The sequence below is a fragment of the Pseudoalteromonas sp. A757 genome (assembly GCF_004103285.1).
GTDB lineage: Bacteria > Pseudomonadota > Gammaproteobacteria > Enterobacterales > Alteromonadaceae > Pseudoalteromonas > Pseudoalteromonas galatheae.
In genome coordinates, this window is sequence record NZ_QNQN01000067.1 from 79853 (window position 1) to 95683 (window position 15831).

A 15831-nucleotide genomic window follows, 5' to 3' on the forward strand; every position below is an offset into this window, starting at 1 on the left:
AGAATCTAGAGCGCATTTACGAAAACAACATTTCTCTGCTTTAAGCCACAAAAAATCACTAAAAAACAATTAATGAAAGGCTCGAGCTTTAACTGTCATCGTCTCTAAAAGTTCACTTCTATCGATTAGTCTACCAGCAATAACATGTACCACTTCCCCTTCCTTCTCGACTATACCTTTTACTTCTAATAACTGTGCGCCCATATAGGCTTGCTTCTGCGCTCGAGCAGTACCAGACCACACAATCACATTGATGTTGCCTGTTTCGTCTTCCAAAGTAAAAAAGGTCACGCCTTTTGCGGTACCCGGGGCTTGCTTTCCTGTCACCAGCCCTATCACTGTGACTAACGATTTATGCGGTCGATAAAGCAGTTGATTGGCCTTAACCGTTCGGTCTATAAGCTTTGCTTGCTCAAGTTGCTTGATTGGGTGAGTGCGTAAGGAAACCTTAGTGCTATTATAATCTTCCTGTAGGTTTTCAAACTCTGTGGCGTTAAAGTGGCTATATTGCGACTCTTTCTCTTCAATATCGCTGAATAGTGGCAATGCTTTACTTTGATCCGCAAGTGACCATCTAGCAGCATAACGGCTATCCACGAAGTGATGTAAAGCATCCGCAGAAATCAGCTTTTCAATAGTGCTATTGGTAATGCCAGCTTGCTGTAACTGCACGATATTAGCGAACCCCTCTTGAGGTCTGCACTGTAATAATTGTAGAGCTTCAGTTTCACTTAACCCTTTTATAAGCCTAAGCCCTAAACGGATCGCAAACGATGCTTGTCTTGGTATTTTTACGACTTGGTGCTCGTAATCGGACTGGTTAACACAAATAGGTAAAATACTAACCTCATGCCTTGATGCATCTTGCAACAGCTGTGAAGCCGAATAGAACCCCATTGGCAAGCTATTGAGTAACGCAGTATAAAACATTGCTGGGTAGTAGTATTTCAACCACGCAGAAGCATAAGCCAGCACAGCAAAAGAAGCGGAGTGGCTTTCAGGGAAACCATATTCACCAAAGCCGCAGATCTGCTCAAAAATCCGCTCAGCAAATTGTGCTTCATAGCCCCGGGCCAGCATACCTCGAATAAGCTTTTCTCTAAACTGCATCAGCTCTCCGGTTTTCTTCCATGATGCCATGGCTCGGCGCAGGCTATCTGCTTCTCCTCCAGTGAACCCAGCTGCAACCATAGCCAGTTTTATTACTTGTTCTTGGAAAATGGGAACCCCCATGGTCCTCTCTAATACCGATTTAACCGCTTCGGATGGATAAGTCACTTGCTCTTCACCATCCCGTCGCTTTAAAAATGGATGCACCATATCACCTTGAATAGGGCCGGGACGTACAATTGCTATTTGGATCACTAAGTCGTAGTAATTAGCGGGTTTCAGCCTTGGCAACATACTCATTTGTGCGCGAGACTCTACTTGAAACACGCCAACACTATCCCCTTTTTGCAACATCTTATAGACCAAAGGGTCGTCTTGCATACGAGTCAATTGGGCAAGATCTAGGTTTCGCTTGGTATGCGCTGTAATATAACCAAAGCACTTACGAATAGCGCTTAGCATACCCAAGGCCAAGATATCGACTTTGAGTAACTTAAGGGTTTCAAGGTCATCTTTATCCCATTGAATAATTGTGCGCTCTGGCATAGCTGCATTTTCTACGGGCACTAATTCATGTAATGGACTTTCTGAGATAACAAAACCACCAACATGCTGCGATAAATGCCTTGGAAACCCCATAATGTCATTAACCAACTGAATAAAGTGCTGACCTTTTAATGAGTTTGGCTCTAACCCTAGCTCCACTAATTGGGCCTGCCAGTTAAGTCCTTTATCACGGCGGTTGAGATGCTTAATAAAGTACTCTATTTGCGCCACTTCAATGCCCAAGGCTTTGCCAACATCACGCATGGCGCTTTTTAAACGATACGTGATCACCGTTGCTGCTAATGCTGCGCGCTTACGACCATATTTTTTGTAGATATATTGGATCACCTCTTCACGACGTTGGTGTTCAAAATCTACATCTATATCGGGTGGCTCATTACGCTCTTTACTAATAAAACGCTCGAACAATACGCCCACTTGCCGAGGGTCAACTGCGGTTATCTCTAAGCAGTAGCAGACCACAGAGTTAGCGGCTGAACCTCGCCCTTGGTATAAGATTTGATGCTGTTTTGCATACATCACAATGTCATGAATAGTGATAAAGAAAAACGGATAATCAAGCGCTTCAATAAGCGCTAGCTCTTTATCAATAATGGCTTCTACATCTGGCGGCACGCCATCAGGAAAGCGAACTTGTTTACCCTTTTCAACCAACGCGCGTAAATAAGCCATTGGAGTAAAGCCTTTAGGCACTAACTCCTGAGGATATTGATAATGCAATGAGTCCAAATTAAATACACATCGCTTCGCGATATTGGCACTTTCTTCAAGAAAGGTAGGTGAAAACAACTTATTAAGCTTAGAGATAGATCTCAGTGCCGACTCGCTATTGCTTATCATTTTCTCAGGGATCTCGCTTATCACACGGTTTTGTCGAATAGCTGTCAGAGTATGCTGTAGCGCAAGTCTAGACGAGCAGTGCATAAGCACCCCACCAACAGCGCAAATAGGTATTTGGTACGCTTTTGACAGTTTTACACAATGGGTAAAGTAATGTATATCTTCTGCACTCAAGTTACGTCGGTAGCCAATCCATATTCTATTTTGGTGGTATTTACACAGCCATTGCAATGATTGAACATCTTGACTGTTCCCCTTTGGCAACCACAACAATAAAACATGCTTAAGCGACATAATATCCCACTCACTAAGCCGATATTGTCCCTTTTCCGTTCGCTGGCGAGCATTACTGATCACTCGACATAACTCTGTATAAGCGAGCTGGCAAGGACAAAGAGCGACCAATTCAATATTGTTGTACTTTAGTAAGCTCCCAACTATCAGTTTTATCTTGAGCTTATGATCACGAATATAAGCATGAGCACGGACAATGCCAGCCAAAGAGCATTCGTCAGTAATAGCTATGGCGCTATAACCTAAAAAATCTGCCTGTTTGACCAACTCTTCTGGTCGCGATGCGCCAGTCAAAAACGAAAAGTTGCTCTGGCAAAAAAGCTCGGCATAAGACATTAGCTAAATACTCCATGAATATACCAATGATTATTTTGCTCTCGAAATACCCATAACCGCTGCGCTTGTTCATTTTGTACAATAAAATAGTCTCGCTGGACCGGCTCACCGTCCCACCACCCCGAAGCGATGCGCTCTGGACCAGAAATAATATTGACTCTTTCACATAAAGGCTGTGGCTTCGGAAATAAAATGTTGGGCCTTAACTTACTATCTAGTGCCGTGAAACAGGGCTTATGGCTATAAGTGCTGGCCTTTTCAGGACGAGGATCGCCTGTAAGCTGTAAACCTTGCACTGCCTGCTCACCGAGCTTGGCACATAGAATAGCTCGCAGTCCTTGCGCTGACATCACACTTTGCTGCGTTGAGAAAAGATCTTTTATTGTGGCATGCTGCGTTTCTAAAGCATCAACTTTGAGTGAAACACTTTGTACGGGCGCATCTAAGGTTATGGATTCTAGCTTGAGGTTTAACAGGCGCTGCCAATTTGCCGCCTTATATTCAGGCTCTGCGCTGTTTAATGTGATCTCTAAAGCCTCTTTATCTCGAAGTGCTAAGGTAAAATAAAGCGTTCGAGTTACCAAGTTACGTTGCTGTAGGAATAGCGCTAAACGCGATAGCAAATGTTCGATTGGCTTTTCTAACCAAGCCATCACTTCGACTTCGTAAAGTAAAGGTGCAGTAAGTTCAAAGGTTTCCGCAGGTTGGAAATAGTTAAGGGTTTCCTTTAGTTTTCCAAACAAGCAGCCTACATAATGTACGAGTTCAGTATCAAAACGCTTAGCCAGCTCACTGAGTGCAAACTGCTCTAACTGCGCCACATTTTTAACTCCGGTGCGAGCAAGCAGCTCAATCACCCGGCTGTCTAGACTTGTACGTGTTAGTCCTATTTTCCTCAGGTAATGACGCTTTTGGCAGGGCGTTAGTACAAGCACATTGCAACGCTCTCGCGCCAAGAGCTTAGCCATTATTGTGGACTCACCCATGCCGTAATAATAACTCTTGCCAAGCTGCGCTAATTGTCCAGATATTACTTGCCAGTAACTTGGCAAATCATGATAGAGCGACAGCATAGAATCGACTTTAAGCACAAGGCCATTAGGTTCATCGATTACAATATCTGCACTTACTTGATAAAGCATATTGGCAATTTCTAATAGCTGCTGTCTTTCTAGCAAGTCGTCATAGGGCAAAACATGAAGCTGTGTACACAATGCACAAGCAGTCCCAAGGCCCATTCCTATTTTTATACCTCGCTGCTGCGCTGCATCATTTAACTGCACTATCTGGTTTTTGCGGCCATCAATAATAACAACGGGTGTAACAAAATCACCGGAAACCGTTTGCTTCGTCATTCCCTCTAGTTGCAGCATAGGAAAATAGAGATATAACCACATAACTAGCTCGTTAAACGCCGCTCATAGCCCGAAAATGCAACTATATTATCGCTAACATGAGGTAGATTTGGCTTTTCAAGCTCTGGCCAATAATGGGGATTCTCTAGTTTAAGACTGCGATGTGCAAAGTGCCCCTTGTGCTTCTTTACTGTCACATCCAAGCTGCTGTGCTGTGCTTGTAAAACCACTGAAAGTGTAAATGGTAAAGTCTGGGCGTACTGTGCTTGATGTAAAACAAATAACCTACAACTCCCCGCCTGTGCACCTAACTGCAAACGCTTTACAGCAGCAATAGAAAGCGCTTCGTGCCAAAGTACAAGTGCACTACACACACCACTTTTTACGCATTGCTCCGCAGCCCATAGTGCTTCTTTTTCACTTGGAGGCTGTACAATCATAAATTCACTCAGATCTAACGATAAATAATGCAATGCTGCGGCATGTATTTGTCCTGGAGGATTAATTAATACCTTCAAACGGTTATCATCCACAAAATGGGGCAATATCAACCTTAACTCTCCTATTCCCATTGCAGTTTTCACACCAATCACACCTTGTTGCGGCCAACCACCGCACAGTAAATCGTCAAGTGCAGCAAAGCGAGTACTGACGACATCATGCTGCGCGGCCTGTCCACGTCCACGCCAAAGCAAGTTTTTACACTCAAGAAGATCTATATAATTCGCCATACATCACCAAATACTGTTTATATATACAGTATATTTAAATAAAGGCAGATCGCAAGTAGATCGCTAGAAAAGAGGCGAGTTAAAAATAACCATAGTTTGCGCTTTAAGTTAATCGTGTTTTGCTTAGGAGAAATGAGATCTACAAAATGTATTTGTATAAAAGGCGACAAGAACTGAGACGTAAAACAATGAGTGTGGCGCGTAGATAATCGTCTTTTGGCTTAGCTGAATGCTATCCACTTAGGTAACAGCTAACCAACTGAACTACCACTTTCTTTACACTAAGCTGCAAAACGACAAAACTGTGCTTATTTTACTTGTAGTAGGGCTATATTTTTAATTTCTAATAGTAAAGGAAGCTTACTAAGAAGAGAAAATGCAAACTGGCGGAGTGGACGGGACTCGAACCCACGCCCCCCGGGATGACTGGCCGCTTTCTCTAAGGCAACAGCTAACCAACTGAACTATCACTTTGCTGCAACGAGCAAAGTTATACCGACATTATTATAAGCTTATGTTGAAAAATGAGTTACTTGACAATGATGACAAGGGAAAGACTAAAGAAAATGAGCTATTTGATTTTGCTCAATGAAGCTTGCTTAGAAGAAAATGCAAACTGGCGGAGTGGACGGGACTCGAACCCGCGACCCCCGGCGTGACAGGCCGGTATTCTAACCAACTGAACTACCACTCCGCGTCATATTCTTGCAGTGTTTGCTGTAAGGTGTGCTCCCTGACAGCGGCGTGAATAATACGAATGACCCCCTCATGAGTCAACCGTTTTTTGAAAAAAAACCGTGTTTTTTAGTTATCTTTCATTGAAAGGTTCAAAATATCACCTGATTTATCATTTTTTGAACCATTACCTGCTGCGTTATTTTCAGATGGCCCTAAATCATCAAGATCAATGACTTCTTCGGTTTTCTTAAATGGGTTCTTTAACATTGGTACTTTTAACTTAATTGGTTTTTTTTGCACAAAAATGCGAATAACTAACCCACCAAGCAATAATACAACTAAGTTACCAGCAACGATAATACTGACTAATAGCGCTGTACTTATAGTCGGCTCTGGTTCTGGAGCGGGTTGTTTCGCTGCTGGTAACGCAGTGGCTTCTAACTCAGGCACTTTTTCAATGGGCCTTTCAATTTCAAAGTTATAGTTTGGCAACGTAGCCATAAACTCACGGCCATTGATATTTTCACCAAATGCTGAGATTTCTATGCTATAACGACCCCAGTCATAATTCTTGATTGGTAGCTGACGATAAAGTCGCTCTTCGGCATCTAAAGTAAACATCTGCTCTTCACCATTGGGGTAAAAGATTTTACCTTGTAACAAGATAGTTTCTGGCTTTATAACCGTGTCGTCTAACGTGATAGTAAGACCATGTTCAAGCTCGTTTTCGCCCGCAAGCATCAATTCAAAGTTGAATGGCGGCTCAGCAATAACAATGGGAGATTTAATCACTCTTCTTTTTAGAATGGGCGTTTCAATGAAAAATTCTGGCTGCCACTCCCCTGCTGGAAAATTTAATTTAAACTCACCAGTAAAAATTCCATCCAAGGGCCTTTCATCAAATTCGCGACCATCATCTTTAAAGTCGGTTACACTTTGCGTACCTGCACCAAAGTTTGCATATTCATCGTTATTGGTGCTGGAGAACTCTACATACAAAGTCACGACATCCCGAAAGTAACCTACATCTATCGGTTCGCCATCATTGGTCACACGACCTGTTACCTTCAATACTTCACCACGGAACAATAACGGAGGCAAAGCTTCAACTTCGAGCTCAATGTCACCCAATACCATAATGCGGCTGTTTTTTTGGATCTGTCCGATAACTTGCCAAGGGCCTGGCGTCGGATTTTTTAGAATGATCAAGTCATAGCTGACTTCGTCGTACCATTGCAGTGCATCATTATCTAGCGAACTGGTCGCATAATATTTACTGCCATCAGGCTTCACAAGTACCACGGCAGGCGTGCCAGGTGCGCGAAAAAACAGTAAAGTAATCTCTTCAATATTATAATCAATGCGAAAACGGTTATCTAAAAGAGGGATTTCATTTACCTTGCCGTCCCGCTGTAACATCGTTATCTGTGGTGTTTGAGCGCCAACAATCGTACTTACTAGCAGTACAAACCCCAAGATAAGCTGTTTTAGATTCATGCATTAACCCTACATTGCCTTGATGGCCTGAGTGATCTTTTTCTGGGATAAAGCCCTTAGTTAAGCGTCTACCCCATCCCAACGATACCGATTGTATTCATTATTGTTGCCACAAGCTTTGTCCACAAGCTTTGTTTACAAGCTCTAAACGTTCTGTATGTGCTTGTTCTTCATCGGCAGAAGCACGTAAAACTTTAAGTGCAGGGCGATTACTGTCTAAACGAATAATGCCACCGCCTGAGCTAGCCTGCTCACCTTTATTTTGGTTCGCCAAATTGAGCTTTTTTTGGCCTCCCGTCATCGAAAGGTAAACATCAGCAAGGATCTCGGAATCCAGTAAAGCGCCGTGCAGCGTACGCTTTGAGTTATCGATATCGTAGCGACGGCAAAGCGCATCTAGACTGTTCTTCTGGCCTGGATGAAGATCCCTAGCCATCACCAAAGTATCTAGCACTTGGCAATAGTCATGGGTCGCCGGAAAGCCTTGATTTAGCTTAGCAAACTCGTGATCCATAAAGCCGACGTCGAACGGCGCGTTATGAATGACAAGCTCAGCTCCTTTAATATAATCAAAAAACTCTTGCGCAATTTGATGGAAAAAAGGTTTATCGCGTAAAAATTCATTGGTGATACCGTGAACATCAATGGCTTCTTCTTCAATGTCGCGCTGAGGGTTAATATATACGTGGAAGTTATTCCCCGTTAGTCTGCGATTGACTAGCTCAACACAACCAATTTCAATGATCCTGTGCCCTGCTTTAGGATCAATACCTGTGGTTTCTGTATCCAGTACTATTTGCCGTGTGTGCATATCGTTGCCCGCTTAACTTTGCTATTATTTTGCCCTATTCGCACATTTTACATAAAAATAGGCAATTCAGTGCAAAAAACCGTAGAGATTTATACCGATGGCTCGTGTTTAGGCAATCCAGGTCCAGGTGGTTATGGTGTTTACCTCTCCTATCAAGGACATGAAAAAGAAATGAGTGCAGGGTATAAGCTCACAACCAATAATAGAATGGAAATGCTTGCAGCCATTGTTGCACTCGAAACATTAAAGCGTCCCTGCGATATTATTCTGTATACCGACAGCCAATATGTTAAGCAAGGCATTGAGTCTTGGCTTGAAAACTGGAAAAAGCGCAATTGGAAAACCGCAGCTAAACAACCGGTAAAAAATGTCGATTTATGGCAAAGACTGGACGCTGCCACCAGCCGACACACGATCCAGTGGCGCTGGGTAAAAGGCCACGCTGGAAATAAATACAATGAGCTTGTCGATGATTTAGCGCGTGAAGCGGCTTCAGGCTCAAATCTACTTGTAGATGAGGGCTACGAAGCCAGCGTCTAACTAGGGAGTCATTCTATAACAAATAACAGCTCCCTTAAGATTTATCTTAAGAAATAACACTCGTTATTCTTTATCTTGGCAGGTTTGCCTGAGCCCAGCTCCTTTCACAGCGGGTGTCCACTTGGGCTTTACATGCCATTTGGGTTTGATTGGAGTGAGCGGCATCACCCGCTTTCTTGCCACCAACATATACACGCTTCCCATCGGCTTTAAGTAATGACGACAAAAGCGGCGCCATGGCGCAAAACGAGAAAGCCTGGAGCCTCGCGCTAAAGACGCGTAAATAAAGCGCTCGTCACCAACAATCTCAAACCCGAGTAAGTCTAGCCAATCCTTCACCCGAGATGGAGTAAAGAAGCGCCCTGACCAAGGGAGTTTTTCTTTACTAAAGGGAAGCATTTGCGCCACACCACATAAACTAAACGGATTAAAACCTGAGATCACAATATAACCACCGGGAATAAGTGTGCGATGGGCTTCGCGTAGAATATGATGCGGATCAGAATGATATTCTAAGCACTGGCTTAAAATACAAGCATCGACTGAGTTTTCGTAAAAAGGTAGCTCGTCAATTTCAGCAAATACTCCGACATGTTTGCCTTGTGGGGCAACACAAACTTGATGCTTAATCGGGCTGGCAGAGGTATTCATTTGACCGCTCAAACAGCCGAGTTTTAGCATGTGGTAACCAAACATTCTTGGTAGCCACTCATCCAGTCGTTTTTGGATCCCCACTTTTAAATATTCACCGTGAGGAAAGTCCTGCCACTCATCGGGTTTGGGTCCTTGTAAAAAACTTAACGCTGGTTTCATTTACTAAGCTCGTTATACTGGTGTTATTAATCACTTTATAGAGCATTGCGTTATGGTGCAAGTCGATGCAATCAAAGCATTTGATGACAATTATATCTGGCTGATAAAAGACCCTCTACGTTCAAACTGTTGGGTGGTTGACCCCGGTGACGAACAACCTGTTTTAGATTACCTCGCCAAGTTTGATTTAACACTCCAAGGCATATTAGTCACCCATCATCATTGGGATCACACTGATGGCATTGCCCCGCTTTTATCACATTTTCCTAGCTTAACAGTCTACGGACCTAAAAATGGTAAATATAAAGGCATTACTCACGGCCTCAGTGAACATGATACGATCACACTTTTCGATACCACGCTGAACATTATTGCCACCCCAGGTCACACCTTAGATCATATCTGTTATGTAAATGATGAGCTGGCTTTTACGGGGGATACCTTATTCAATGCAGGTTGTGGCAGGCTTTTTGAGGGAACACCAAGCCAAATGTGGCACTCCTTTGAAAAGCTACTCACACTACCTGACACATGCAAAGTGTATTGCACGCACGAGTATACGCTCGCAAACCTTGCTTTTGCTGAGGCTGTTGAGCCCACTAACCAAGCACTGATCCAGTATCACCAACAAGCAAAGTCATTACGTGCCAGTAACGAGCGCACAATACCTACAACAATTGAACAACAAAAAGCAATCAATCCTTTTGTACGTGCCGCGAATGAAGCCATCCTCACCCATATTCCACCACAATTTATCACGTCAGAAAATACACCTGAAGCTCGCTTTAGTGCGCTAAGAAAATGGAAGGATAACTTCTAAAATATTCAATAGTGACCTAATGTAACGCCAAAATGACGCTTTTTTGGCGTACTTACATGGGAAGTATTGAATAAATTATCCATTTTCTTAGCAATGCCGCCAAAGATAAGCATTTCTAACGATTTTTAGGAAGTCGAAATAAAATAATAAAGAAGCTTTAAATGCTGATACAAACTCGGTAATATTGCCGAGTTTTTGTCCGAACCCCCAAGCAAAAGAACGCATTTATGAAAAAGCTCGCCTTTATTATTGCATCAACAGCAATATTAAGTGGTTGTGAAATCACACAAGAAACCCCATTGGAAGCTGCAACTGAACAAGTGAAGCAGGCCAACTTAGATCACGCGAGCCCTTATGATATCTCTCAAACACTCAGCACCTCATGGCAAGACGAAGATGAAGAGGCTGTGCCTGTATTTGACGATGTATGGGAGCGGATCCGTTATCAGTTATCTATCGAAGTACCGCAAAATAGACCTGTGGTCGCCGAACGTAATTACTATCAACGTCACCAAGCCTATTTAGACCGTATCGCAAAACGTGCAGAGCCTTACCTCTACTACATTGTTGAAGAAGTAGAAAAGCGCAATATGCCTGTCGAGATCGCGTTATTACCTATTGTAGAAAGCGCATTCGATCCCTTTGGCTATTCACACCGCACCGCTTCCGGTATTTGGCAATTTATGCCTCAAACAGGTGAACGCTTCAACCTCAAACAAAATTGGTGGTATGACGGCCGTCGCGATATTGTTGCATCAACGCAAGCGGCACTTGATTACCTCACCTACCTCCATAAAACGCTGGAAGGCGACTGGTTAAACGCAATTGCCGCTTACAATTCAGGTGAAGGTCGATTGCTCAGAGCAATCCGAAAAAACCGTAAAAAGCATTTGCCCACCGACTTTTGGTCTCTCGATTTACCTCGCGAGACCACTGCGTATGTTCCTAAATTACTTGCTTTGTCCGACCTATTAAAACGCTCAGATGAGTTTAAGGTCACGTGGCAACCTATCATCAATGCCCAAGTAGTTGATACTGTTGAAGTAGGGTCACAAATTGATCTAGCGCTTGCCGCTGAAATGGCTGATATTTCTTTAACTGAACTCTATCGCCTAAATCCAGGTTTTAATCGTTGGGCCACCGATCCAGATGGTCCACATCAGTTATTATTACCTATGGAAAAGGTTGACGCCTTTCAAGAGAAATTAGCTAAGACAGAAGTAAAAGATAGGCTTCGTTGGCAATATTATACGGTGCAAAAAGGAGATAGCCTGTCGGTCGTTGCGACTAAGTTTAATACTAGTATCGGCGCCATTCGCTCACTCAATAGCATCGATGGCAATATGATCCGTGTTGGCCAGAGGCTATTGGTGCCACTCAGTGATGGCGAATTGCAAAGTGAGCATTTACCACCAGAGGTGCGCCTTGCCGCCAACAAAGTGACCAAGAAAAAGCTCAGCCACACGGTAAAGTCAGGCGATACATTGTGGGATATCAGCCGCGAATATGATGTTACCGTTAAGCAATTAGCTAGCTGGAATAAGTTAAAAACCAATGCCGTTTTGCGCCTTGGACAAAAGCTTACCGTCTTTAAAGATGAAAAAGCAGCAAATCAAACCGTCCTCGTCAATACCGAACGCACAATCACTTACAAAGTGCGTAAAGGCGACTCACTAGCACGTATCGCCACTAAATTTAACGTTAGCGTGAATGAAATCGTCAAATGGAACAACCTGACTGGGCAGAAGTATCTCCAGCCAGGTCAAAAGTTAAAACTGAAAGTTCAGACGAAACGTGTTTAGCGCTAAGAGCTAGGGTTTAAAAATAAAAATCCAATATCAGTGATGATATTGGATTTTTACATATTAAAGCAGCACTTTTAACTCACTTTCCCTTAAAGATTACGATAGTTCTATCGTTTAAATACACAACTTTTCAACGTCGCTTATAGCTGATTTAAACCCAAAACTTTGGTTAGGCTTCAATACTGATTAAAATTATCTAAAGGAAGTTTCATAAAGAACTTATATCGTTAGTACATTATTGGCGTACCACCAATTCTCCTGCAAATTCTCGATGCGTTATCCGCGTCTCGATAATCAGTAAAAGAGTCAGCCCATAACAACTCACCATTTTTGTAACATTCAAGGTAAATTTCTTCGAATGCGGTAGCATTAGACGACATCGCGGTGGCAAAAATAGCAGATACAGCAAATAGAATCGGTTTAATCATTATTTTTTCCTTTTCATTAGTTTGAACTTTATAATATCGGTCAATTTTCATACAACCAAGACTAATGTCACACAACGTAACCGAAATGTAAACATTTATGTTTTTTTGGTTACTATGACTATGCCGATGAGTTTGCTATTTAAGCAGGCAACGCGACCTATTAAGCCGCGTAAATTGAAAGGTAATGCTGAACAGAAGATAAAACCTAAAGGTTTTTTGCCAATGCTTGAAGCCAAGGCTCAGCAGGCTCCCAAGGCTCAAAATATTCACAGGCATCGATGTCTAGACGCGGTTGTACTCGAGTGGCGTTCAACTCTTCAATCAGGGTATCAATTTGTTTTCCTGCACCACAAAAAGTATCGCCATAACTAGAGTCCCCCAATGCGATGACCGCTACTTTTTTGCCCGTTAGCATCGGAAATTCGCTTTGCATTTGCAAAAATAAAGGCAACAAGTTATCGGGAATATCACCAGAGCCGGTAGTAGATGAAATAAACAAAATGTTTTCTGCTTGCGTTACATCAGTGATGGAAGCTGGTTCAATAACACTTGCCTCATGACCCGATTTATTCAAAAACTCAGCACTGTCATTTGCCAAGTTTTCAGCATTGCCGTACATACTTCCTACAAAAATGGAAACTTTTGCCATTATTTATAATCCTTCTCGTTATCTGACCAACCGAGCTGAGCGAAGACAGCTAATGCTTCTTCCCCCAAATCCGCGGTAATTGAAATCGTCGTGTTGGTATAAGGATGTACAAATTCCAATTTAGTTGCAAATAACATCAATCGACGTAAGCCAAAATGATCGACAAAAAAGTGGTTGTGTTTATTATCACCGTGATTAACATCACCAATAATCGGATGTGCTAAATAGTTGAGGTGGCGCCTGATCTGATGTTTTCTACCGGTTTTAGGAAAACACTCCACCAATGAGTAGCGGATACTTGGATACTTGCCAAGAGGAATTGGCAAGCTACCCTGCAATAAACAATTTATCTGTGTTTGCGCCTCCTGCGGAGCTTTATCCTGACAGGCAAACTTATCAGCGATTTTATCGAGCTCTTCTTTGAGTGGTCTGTCGACGAATCTAGATTCCGGAGCAAATCCGCGAACAAGCGCTAAATAGCGTTTTTGAATATTACCGCTAATAAAGACTTCATTCATGTCTCGCGCGGCCTCAGAACTTAGCGCAAACAGCAGCACGCCTGACGTCGGTCTATCTAAACGGTGAACGGGGAAAACATGTTGACCAAGTTGATCACGCAGCATTTGCATCGCAAATTGTGTTTCTCGCTTATCCAAAAACGAGCGATGAACCAATAACCCTGACGGCTTATTTATCGCAACATAATGCGCATCTTGATATAAAATCTCAAGCATTACGCGCTCTTTGCAATTGTATTATCAAGGTTTTTTAAGCACTGGTGCACTGCATTAAAATAAAGATGTTCACTCAATACCATTTCAGCCATTGGCGCAATCGCCATGTTTTCCGGTAATGCTTCGCCGCTCTCTACCATCGTTCGCATTTTACCCAAGAATACAAATTGCAACCACTGCGCGAAGGTCATCGTATCGCAACAAAATGGCTCTGTTGAGGTAAGCGCCTTAGCCGAAATTGGCTCATCTTGCCAAAGACCCGTTGCTTTTAAACAAGCCTCTAGTTCGTCTAACTGAATCAATAATTCCGAGTTCATCGGTTCCGTCTCTTTCTCAATTTTTTACATTATAGCAATTTGCATTATTTAGGAGCTAGCCAATTCTCTCAAGTGCACCTTTTTCATAGGCTTATCAGCGCCTCCAAAAGTAGCTATAATTGCCGCTATTGAAAATATAAGTAACATATAGAGCATTCATGACAGCGCAAATTTCAACTTTAGGTGAATTACTAACAAACGCCGGTACCCAGTGGCGAGTCTATGATATGGGTCGACGTATCACAAAAATAGATAAGAAGCAGTTTGCGCAAATCGAGAATACTCAAGTCCCTTATCCGTATCCGCTTGGTGGTCATGCCATCATGGCAATTCAATTTTGGGATAATGAAGCAACCGTTGATCCTTATGTTTGGTTTTTAAAATTTCCACTGGATGAGCAAAGCAAACTCATTATCGCCAGCCGTGACCACTTTGCCTCCATGGTACTCGAAGCATTAGGTACACAACTCACGGGCGAAACCGCTCAAGGGAAGCTTGATAACAACCCTTATGTCTTCACACCAAATGCGAACAAACTCGCAGCGTTCAATGCGCTATTAAAGCGTGAACTTAATCGCCCGGCTTCTCAATATTACGAGCACGCCGAACTCTATTTTTCTGGTAAGCTCGGGTTTGAACGCTGGCAAGAAATAGCGCTACAAGGCATTGCTGATTTTGCCCTACGTCTAGACCATGGTCATAATGCGAGCAACCTGCAACAGGTTTGGTCTGTTTTGCCGGCAGAAGTTAAAACCCCATTAGCCGCAATGCTTGAGCACGTTACGATCTCAACACCACAAACCGAAGACTTTTTAGCCGCTTTAACCCGCGCATGCTACGAGCAAAATAAGGACGCTGTAGTCACCAATTTGCGTGCAATGTCGGGAAGTCACGCGCTTGGTCTCATCGCGCAAGCAGTAGACACTATTTTAGCATCCGAGTTGGGTTCAGATGCAGATTGCTTACTCACTATTGCAGGGCGTGCTTGGGAGACATTAACCGACCAGCAAAGGCTCTTTATCTTTATGGAAAAAGCCGCTGAAAATAATCAAATCGATGGACTTTTCAGCAGTATTTTCGCAGACTTAGTTGCAATACCTATATTACGCCCACATGTTTTAGGGATTATTAGGGCAGAAAATCGCAGTGAAACTCTGTCTCGTGCAATTGGAAGGTTATTTTCTTAAATGACAACGCTTTGGCTTTTTATCATCGTATCATCTGTTATCGCGCTATTTTGGTATAGCCGTCAGATCGCAGAAGCGGCAAATAGGCATGCACAGCATCAAGCTGAAAGTTTGCAAGTGCAACTGTTAAGTGTTGCCTGCATTAAGCGCCGTTTCGGCGTATTAAAAGACGGCAAACTTGGAATAAAAAGCCAATTTATGTTTGAGTTTAGTTCAGATGGCGAGTCAGCCTATCAAGGTAAGCTTTACTTAGAAAATGAACGATTAGTCAAAAAAGAATTGCCCGCTTATAAAATCGCGAGCTAGTCTATTAAGTGTT

15 protein-coding genes and 1 tRNA gene are annotated in these 15831 nt (G+C 42.8%); 5 read left to right on the forward strand and 11 right to left on the reverse strand.

Annotated elements, in window-relative coordinates; genetic code table 11:
- Nucleotides 1-69: 69 nt before the first annotated feature.
- The 6 genes from DRB05_RS10425 to dnaQ form a co-directional block, all read right to left on the reverse strand.
- Complete coding sequence (locus tag DRB05_RS10425; protein ID WP_128726879.1) at nucleotides 70-3147, reverse strand: error-prone DNA polymerase; 3078 nt, start codon at nucleotides 3145-3147, stop codon at nucleotides 70-72.
- On the reverse strand, nucleotides 3147-4544 hold the full coding sequence (locus DRB05_RS10430) for a DNA polymerase Y family protein (RefSeq protein WP_128726880.1): 1398 nt from the start codon (nucleotides 4542-4544) through the stop codon (nucleotides 3147-3149). The genes DRB05_RS10425 and DRB05_RS10430 overlap by 1 nt, the downstream gene beginning before the upstream one ends.
- A gap of 2 nt (nucleotides 4545-4546) precedes the next feature.
- Nucleotides 4547-5233: a translesion DNA synthesis-associated protein ImuA gene (imuA, locus tag DRB05_RS10435; RefSeq protein ID WP_128726881.1), complete on the reverse strand. Its 687-nt coding sequence runs from the start codon at nucleotides 5231-5233 to the stop codon at nucleotides 4547-4549.
- A 617-nt stretch (nucleotides 5234-5850) separates the two neighbouring features.
- Nucleotides 5851-5927: transfer RNA gene (locus DRB05_RS10440), tRNA-Asp, on the reverse strand.
- 110 nt (nucleotides 5928-6037) lie between these two features.
- The gene (locus tag DRB05_RS10445; protein WP_128726882.1) at nucleotides 6038-7408 is read right to left on the reverse strand and encodes a TIGR03503 family protein; all 1371 of its coding nucleotides are present in this window, start codon (nucleotides 7406-7408) and stop codon (nucleotides 6038-6040) included.
- Between the two features lie 100 nt (nucleotides 7409-7508).
- Nucleotides 7509-8219, reverse strand: coding sequence for a DNA polymerase III subunit epsilon (gene dnaQ / locus DRB05_RS10450; RefSeq protein ID WP_128726883.1), 711 nt, complete (start codon nucleotides 8217-8219; stop codon nucleotides 7509-7511).
- A 69-nt stretch (nucleotides 8220-8288) separates the two neighbouring features.
- Here dnaQ and rnhA point away from each other — a divergent pair, with 69 nt between their 5' ends.
- Complete coding sequence (gene rnhA / locus DRB05_RS10455; protein ID WP_099029375.1) at nucleotides 8289-8759, forward strand: ribonuclease HI; 471 nt, start codon at nucleotides 8289-8291, stop codon at nucleotides 8757-8759.
- A 63-nt stretch (nucleotides 8760-8822) separates the two neighbouring features.
- Here rnhA and DRB05_RS10460 read toward each other — a convergent pair whose 3' ends face one another.
- Complete coding sequence (locus tag DRB05_RS10460; protein ID WP_010370946.1) at nucleotides 8823-9572, reverse strand: methyltransferase domain-containing protein; 750 nt, start codon at nucleotides 9570-9572, stop codon at nucleotides 8823-8825.
- Between the two features lie 52 nt (nucleotides 9573-9624).
- Here DRB05_RS10460 and gloB point away from each other — a divergent pair, with 52 nt between their 5' ends.
- Together gloB and DRB05_RS10470 are read left to right on the forward strand one after the other, a co-directional pair.
- Nucleotides 9625-10392, forward strand: coding sequence for a hydroxyacylglutathione hydrolase (gene gloB / locus DRB05_RS10465; RefSeq protein WP_128726884.1), 768 nt, complete (start codon nucleotides 9625-9627; stop codon nucleotides 10390-10392).
- Nucleotides 10393-10619: 227 nt separating this feature from the next.
- On the forward strand, nucleotides 10620-12194 hold the full coding sequence (locus DRB05_RS10470) for a LysM peptidoglycan-binding domain-containing protein (RefSeq protein WP_128726885.1): 1575 nt from the start codon (nucleotides 10620-10622) through the stop codon (nucleotides 12192-12194).
- Nucleotides 12195-12424: 230 nt separating this feature from the next.
- On the opposite strand, the gene DRB05_RS10475 is transcribed toward DRB05_RS10470, so the two are convergent.
- From DRB05_RS10475 to DRB05_RS10490, 4 genes are all read right to left on the reverse strand, one after another.
- A complete protein-coding gene (locus DRB05_RS10475) occupies nucleotides 12425-12625 on the reverse strand; it encodes a hypothetical protein (RefSeq protein ID WP_039496929.1) in 201 nt (66 codons plus the stop codon).
- Nucleotides 12626-12830: 205 nt separating this feature from the next.
- A complete protein-coding gene (locus DRB05_RS10480; protein WP_128726886.1) occupies nucleotides 12831-13274 on the reverse strand; it encodes a flavodoxin in 444 nt (147 codons plus the stop codon).
- A complete protein-coding gene (gene truC, locus DRB05_RS10485; protein WP_128726887.1) occupies nucleotides 13274-14008 on the reverse strand; it encodes a tRNA pseudouridine(65) synthase TruC in 735 nt (244 codons plus the stop codon). Before truC ends, DRB05_RS10480 begins: the two co-directional genes overlap by 1 nt.
- Nucleotides 14008-14325, reverse strand: a complete 318-nt coding sequence (locus DRB05_RS10490; RefSeq protein ID WP_099029380.1) for a YqcC family protein — start codon at nucleotides 14323-14325, stop codon at nucleotides 14008-14010. The genes truC and DRB05_RS10490 overlap by 1 nt, the downstream gene beginning before the upstream one ends.
- Nucleotides 14326-14483: 158 nt before the next feature.
- On the opposite strand from DRB05_RS10490, the gene DRB05_RS10495 reads away from it, so the two are divergent.
- Both DRB05_RS10495 and DRB05_RS10500 read left to right on the forward strand, forming a co-directional pair.
- Complete coding sequence (locus DRB05_RS10495) at nucleotides 14484-15512, forward strand: DUF3549 family protein (RefSeq protein WP_128726888.1); 1029 nt, start codon at nucleotides 14484-14486, stop codon at nucleotides 15510-15512.
- Nucleotides 15513-15818 (forward strand): DUF3301 domain-containing protein, encoded by a 306-nt coding sequence (locus DRB05_RS10500; protein ID WP_039496919.1) that lies wholly within the window; start codon nucleotides 15513-15515, stop codon nucleotides 15816-15818.
- Nucleotides 15819-15831: the final 13 nt, after the last annotated feature.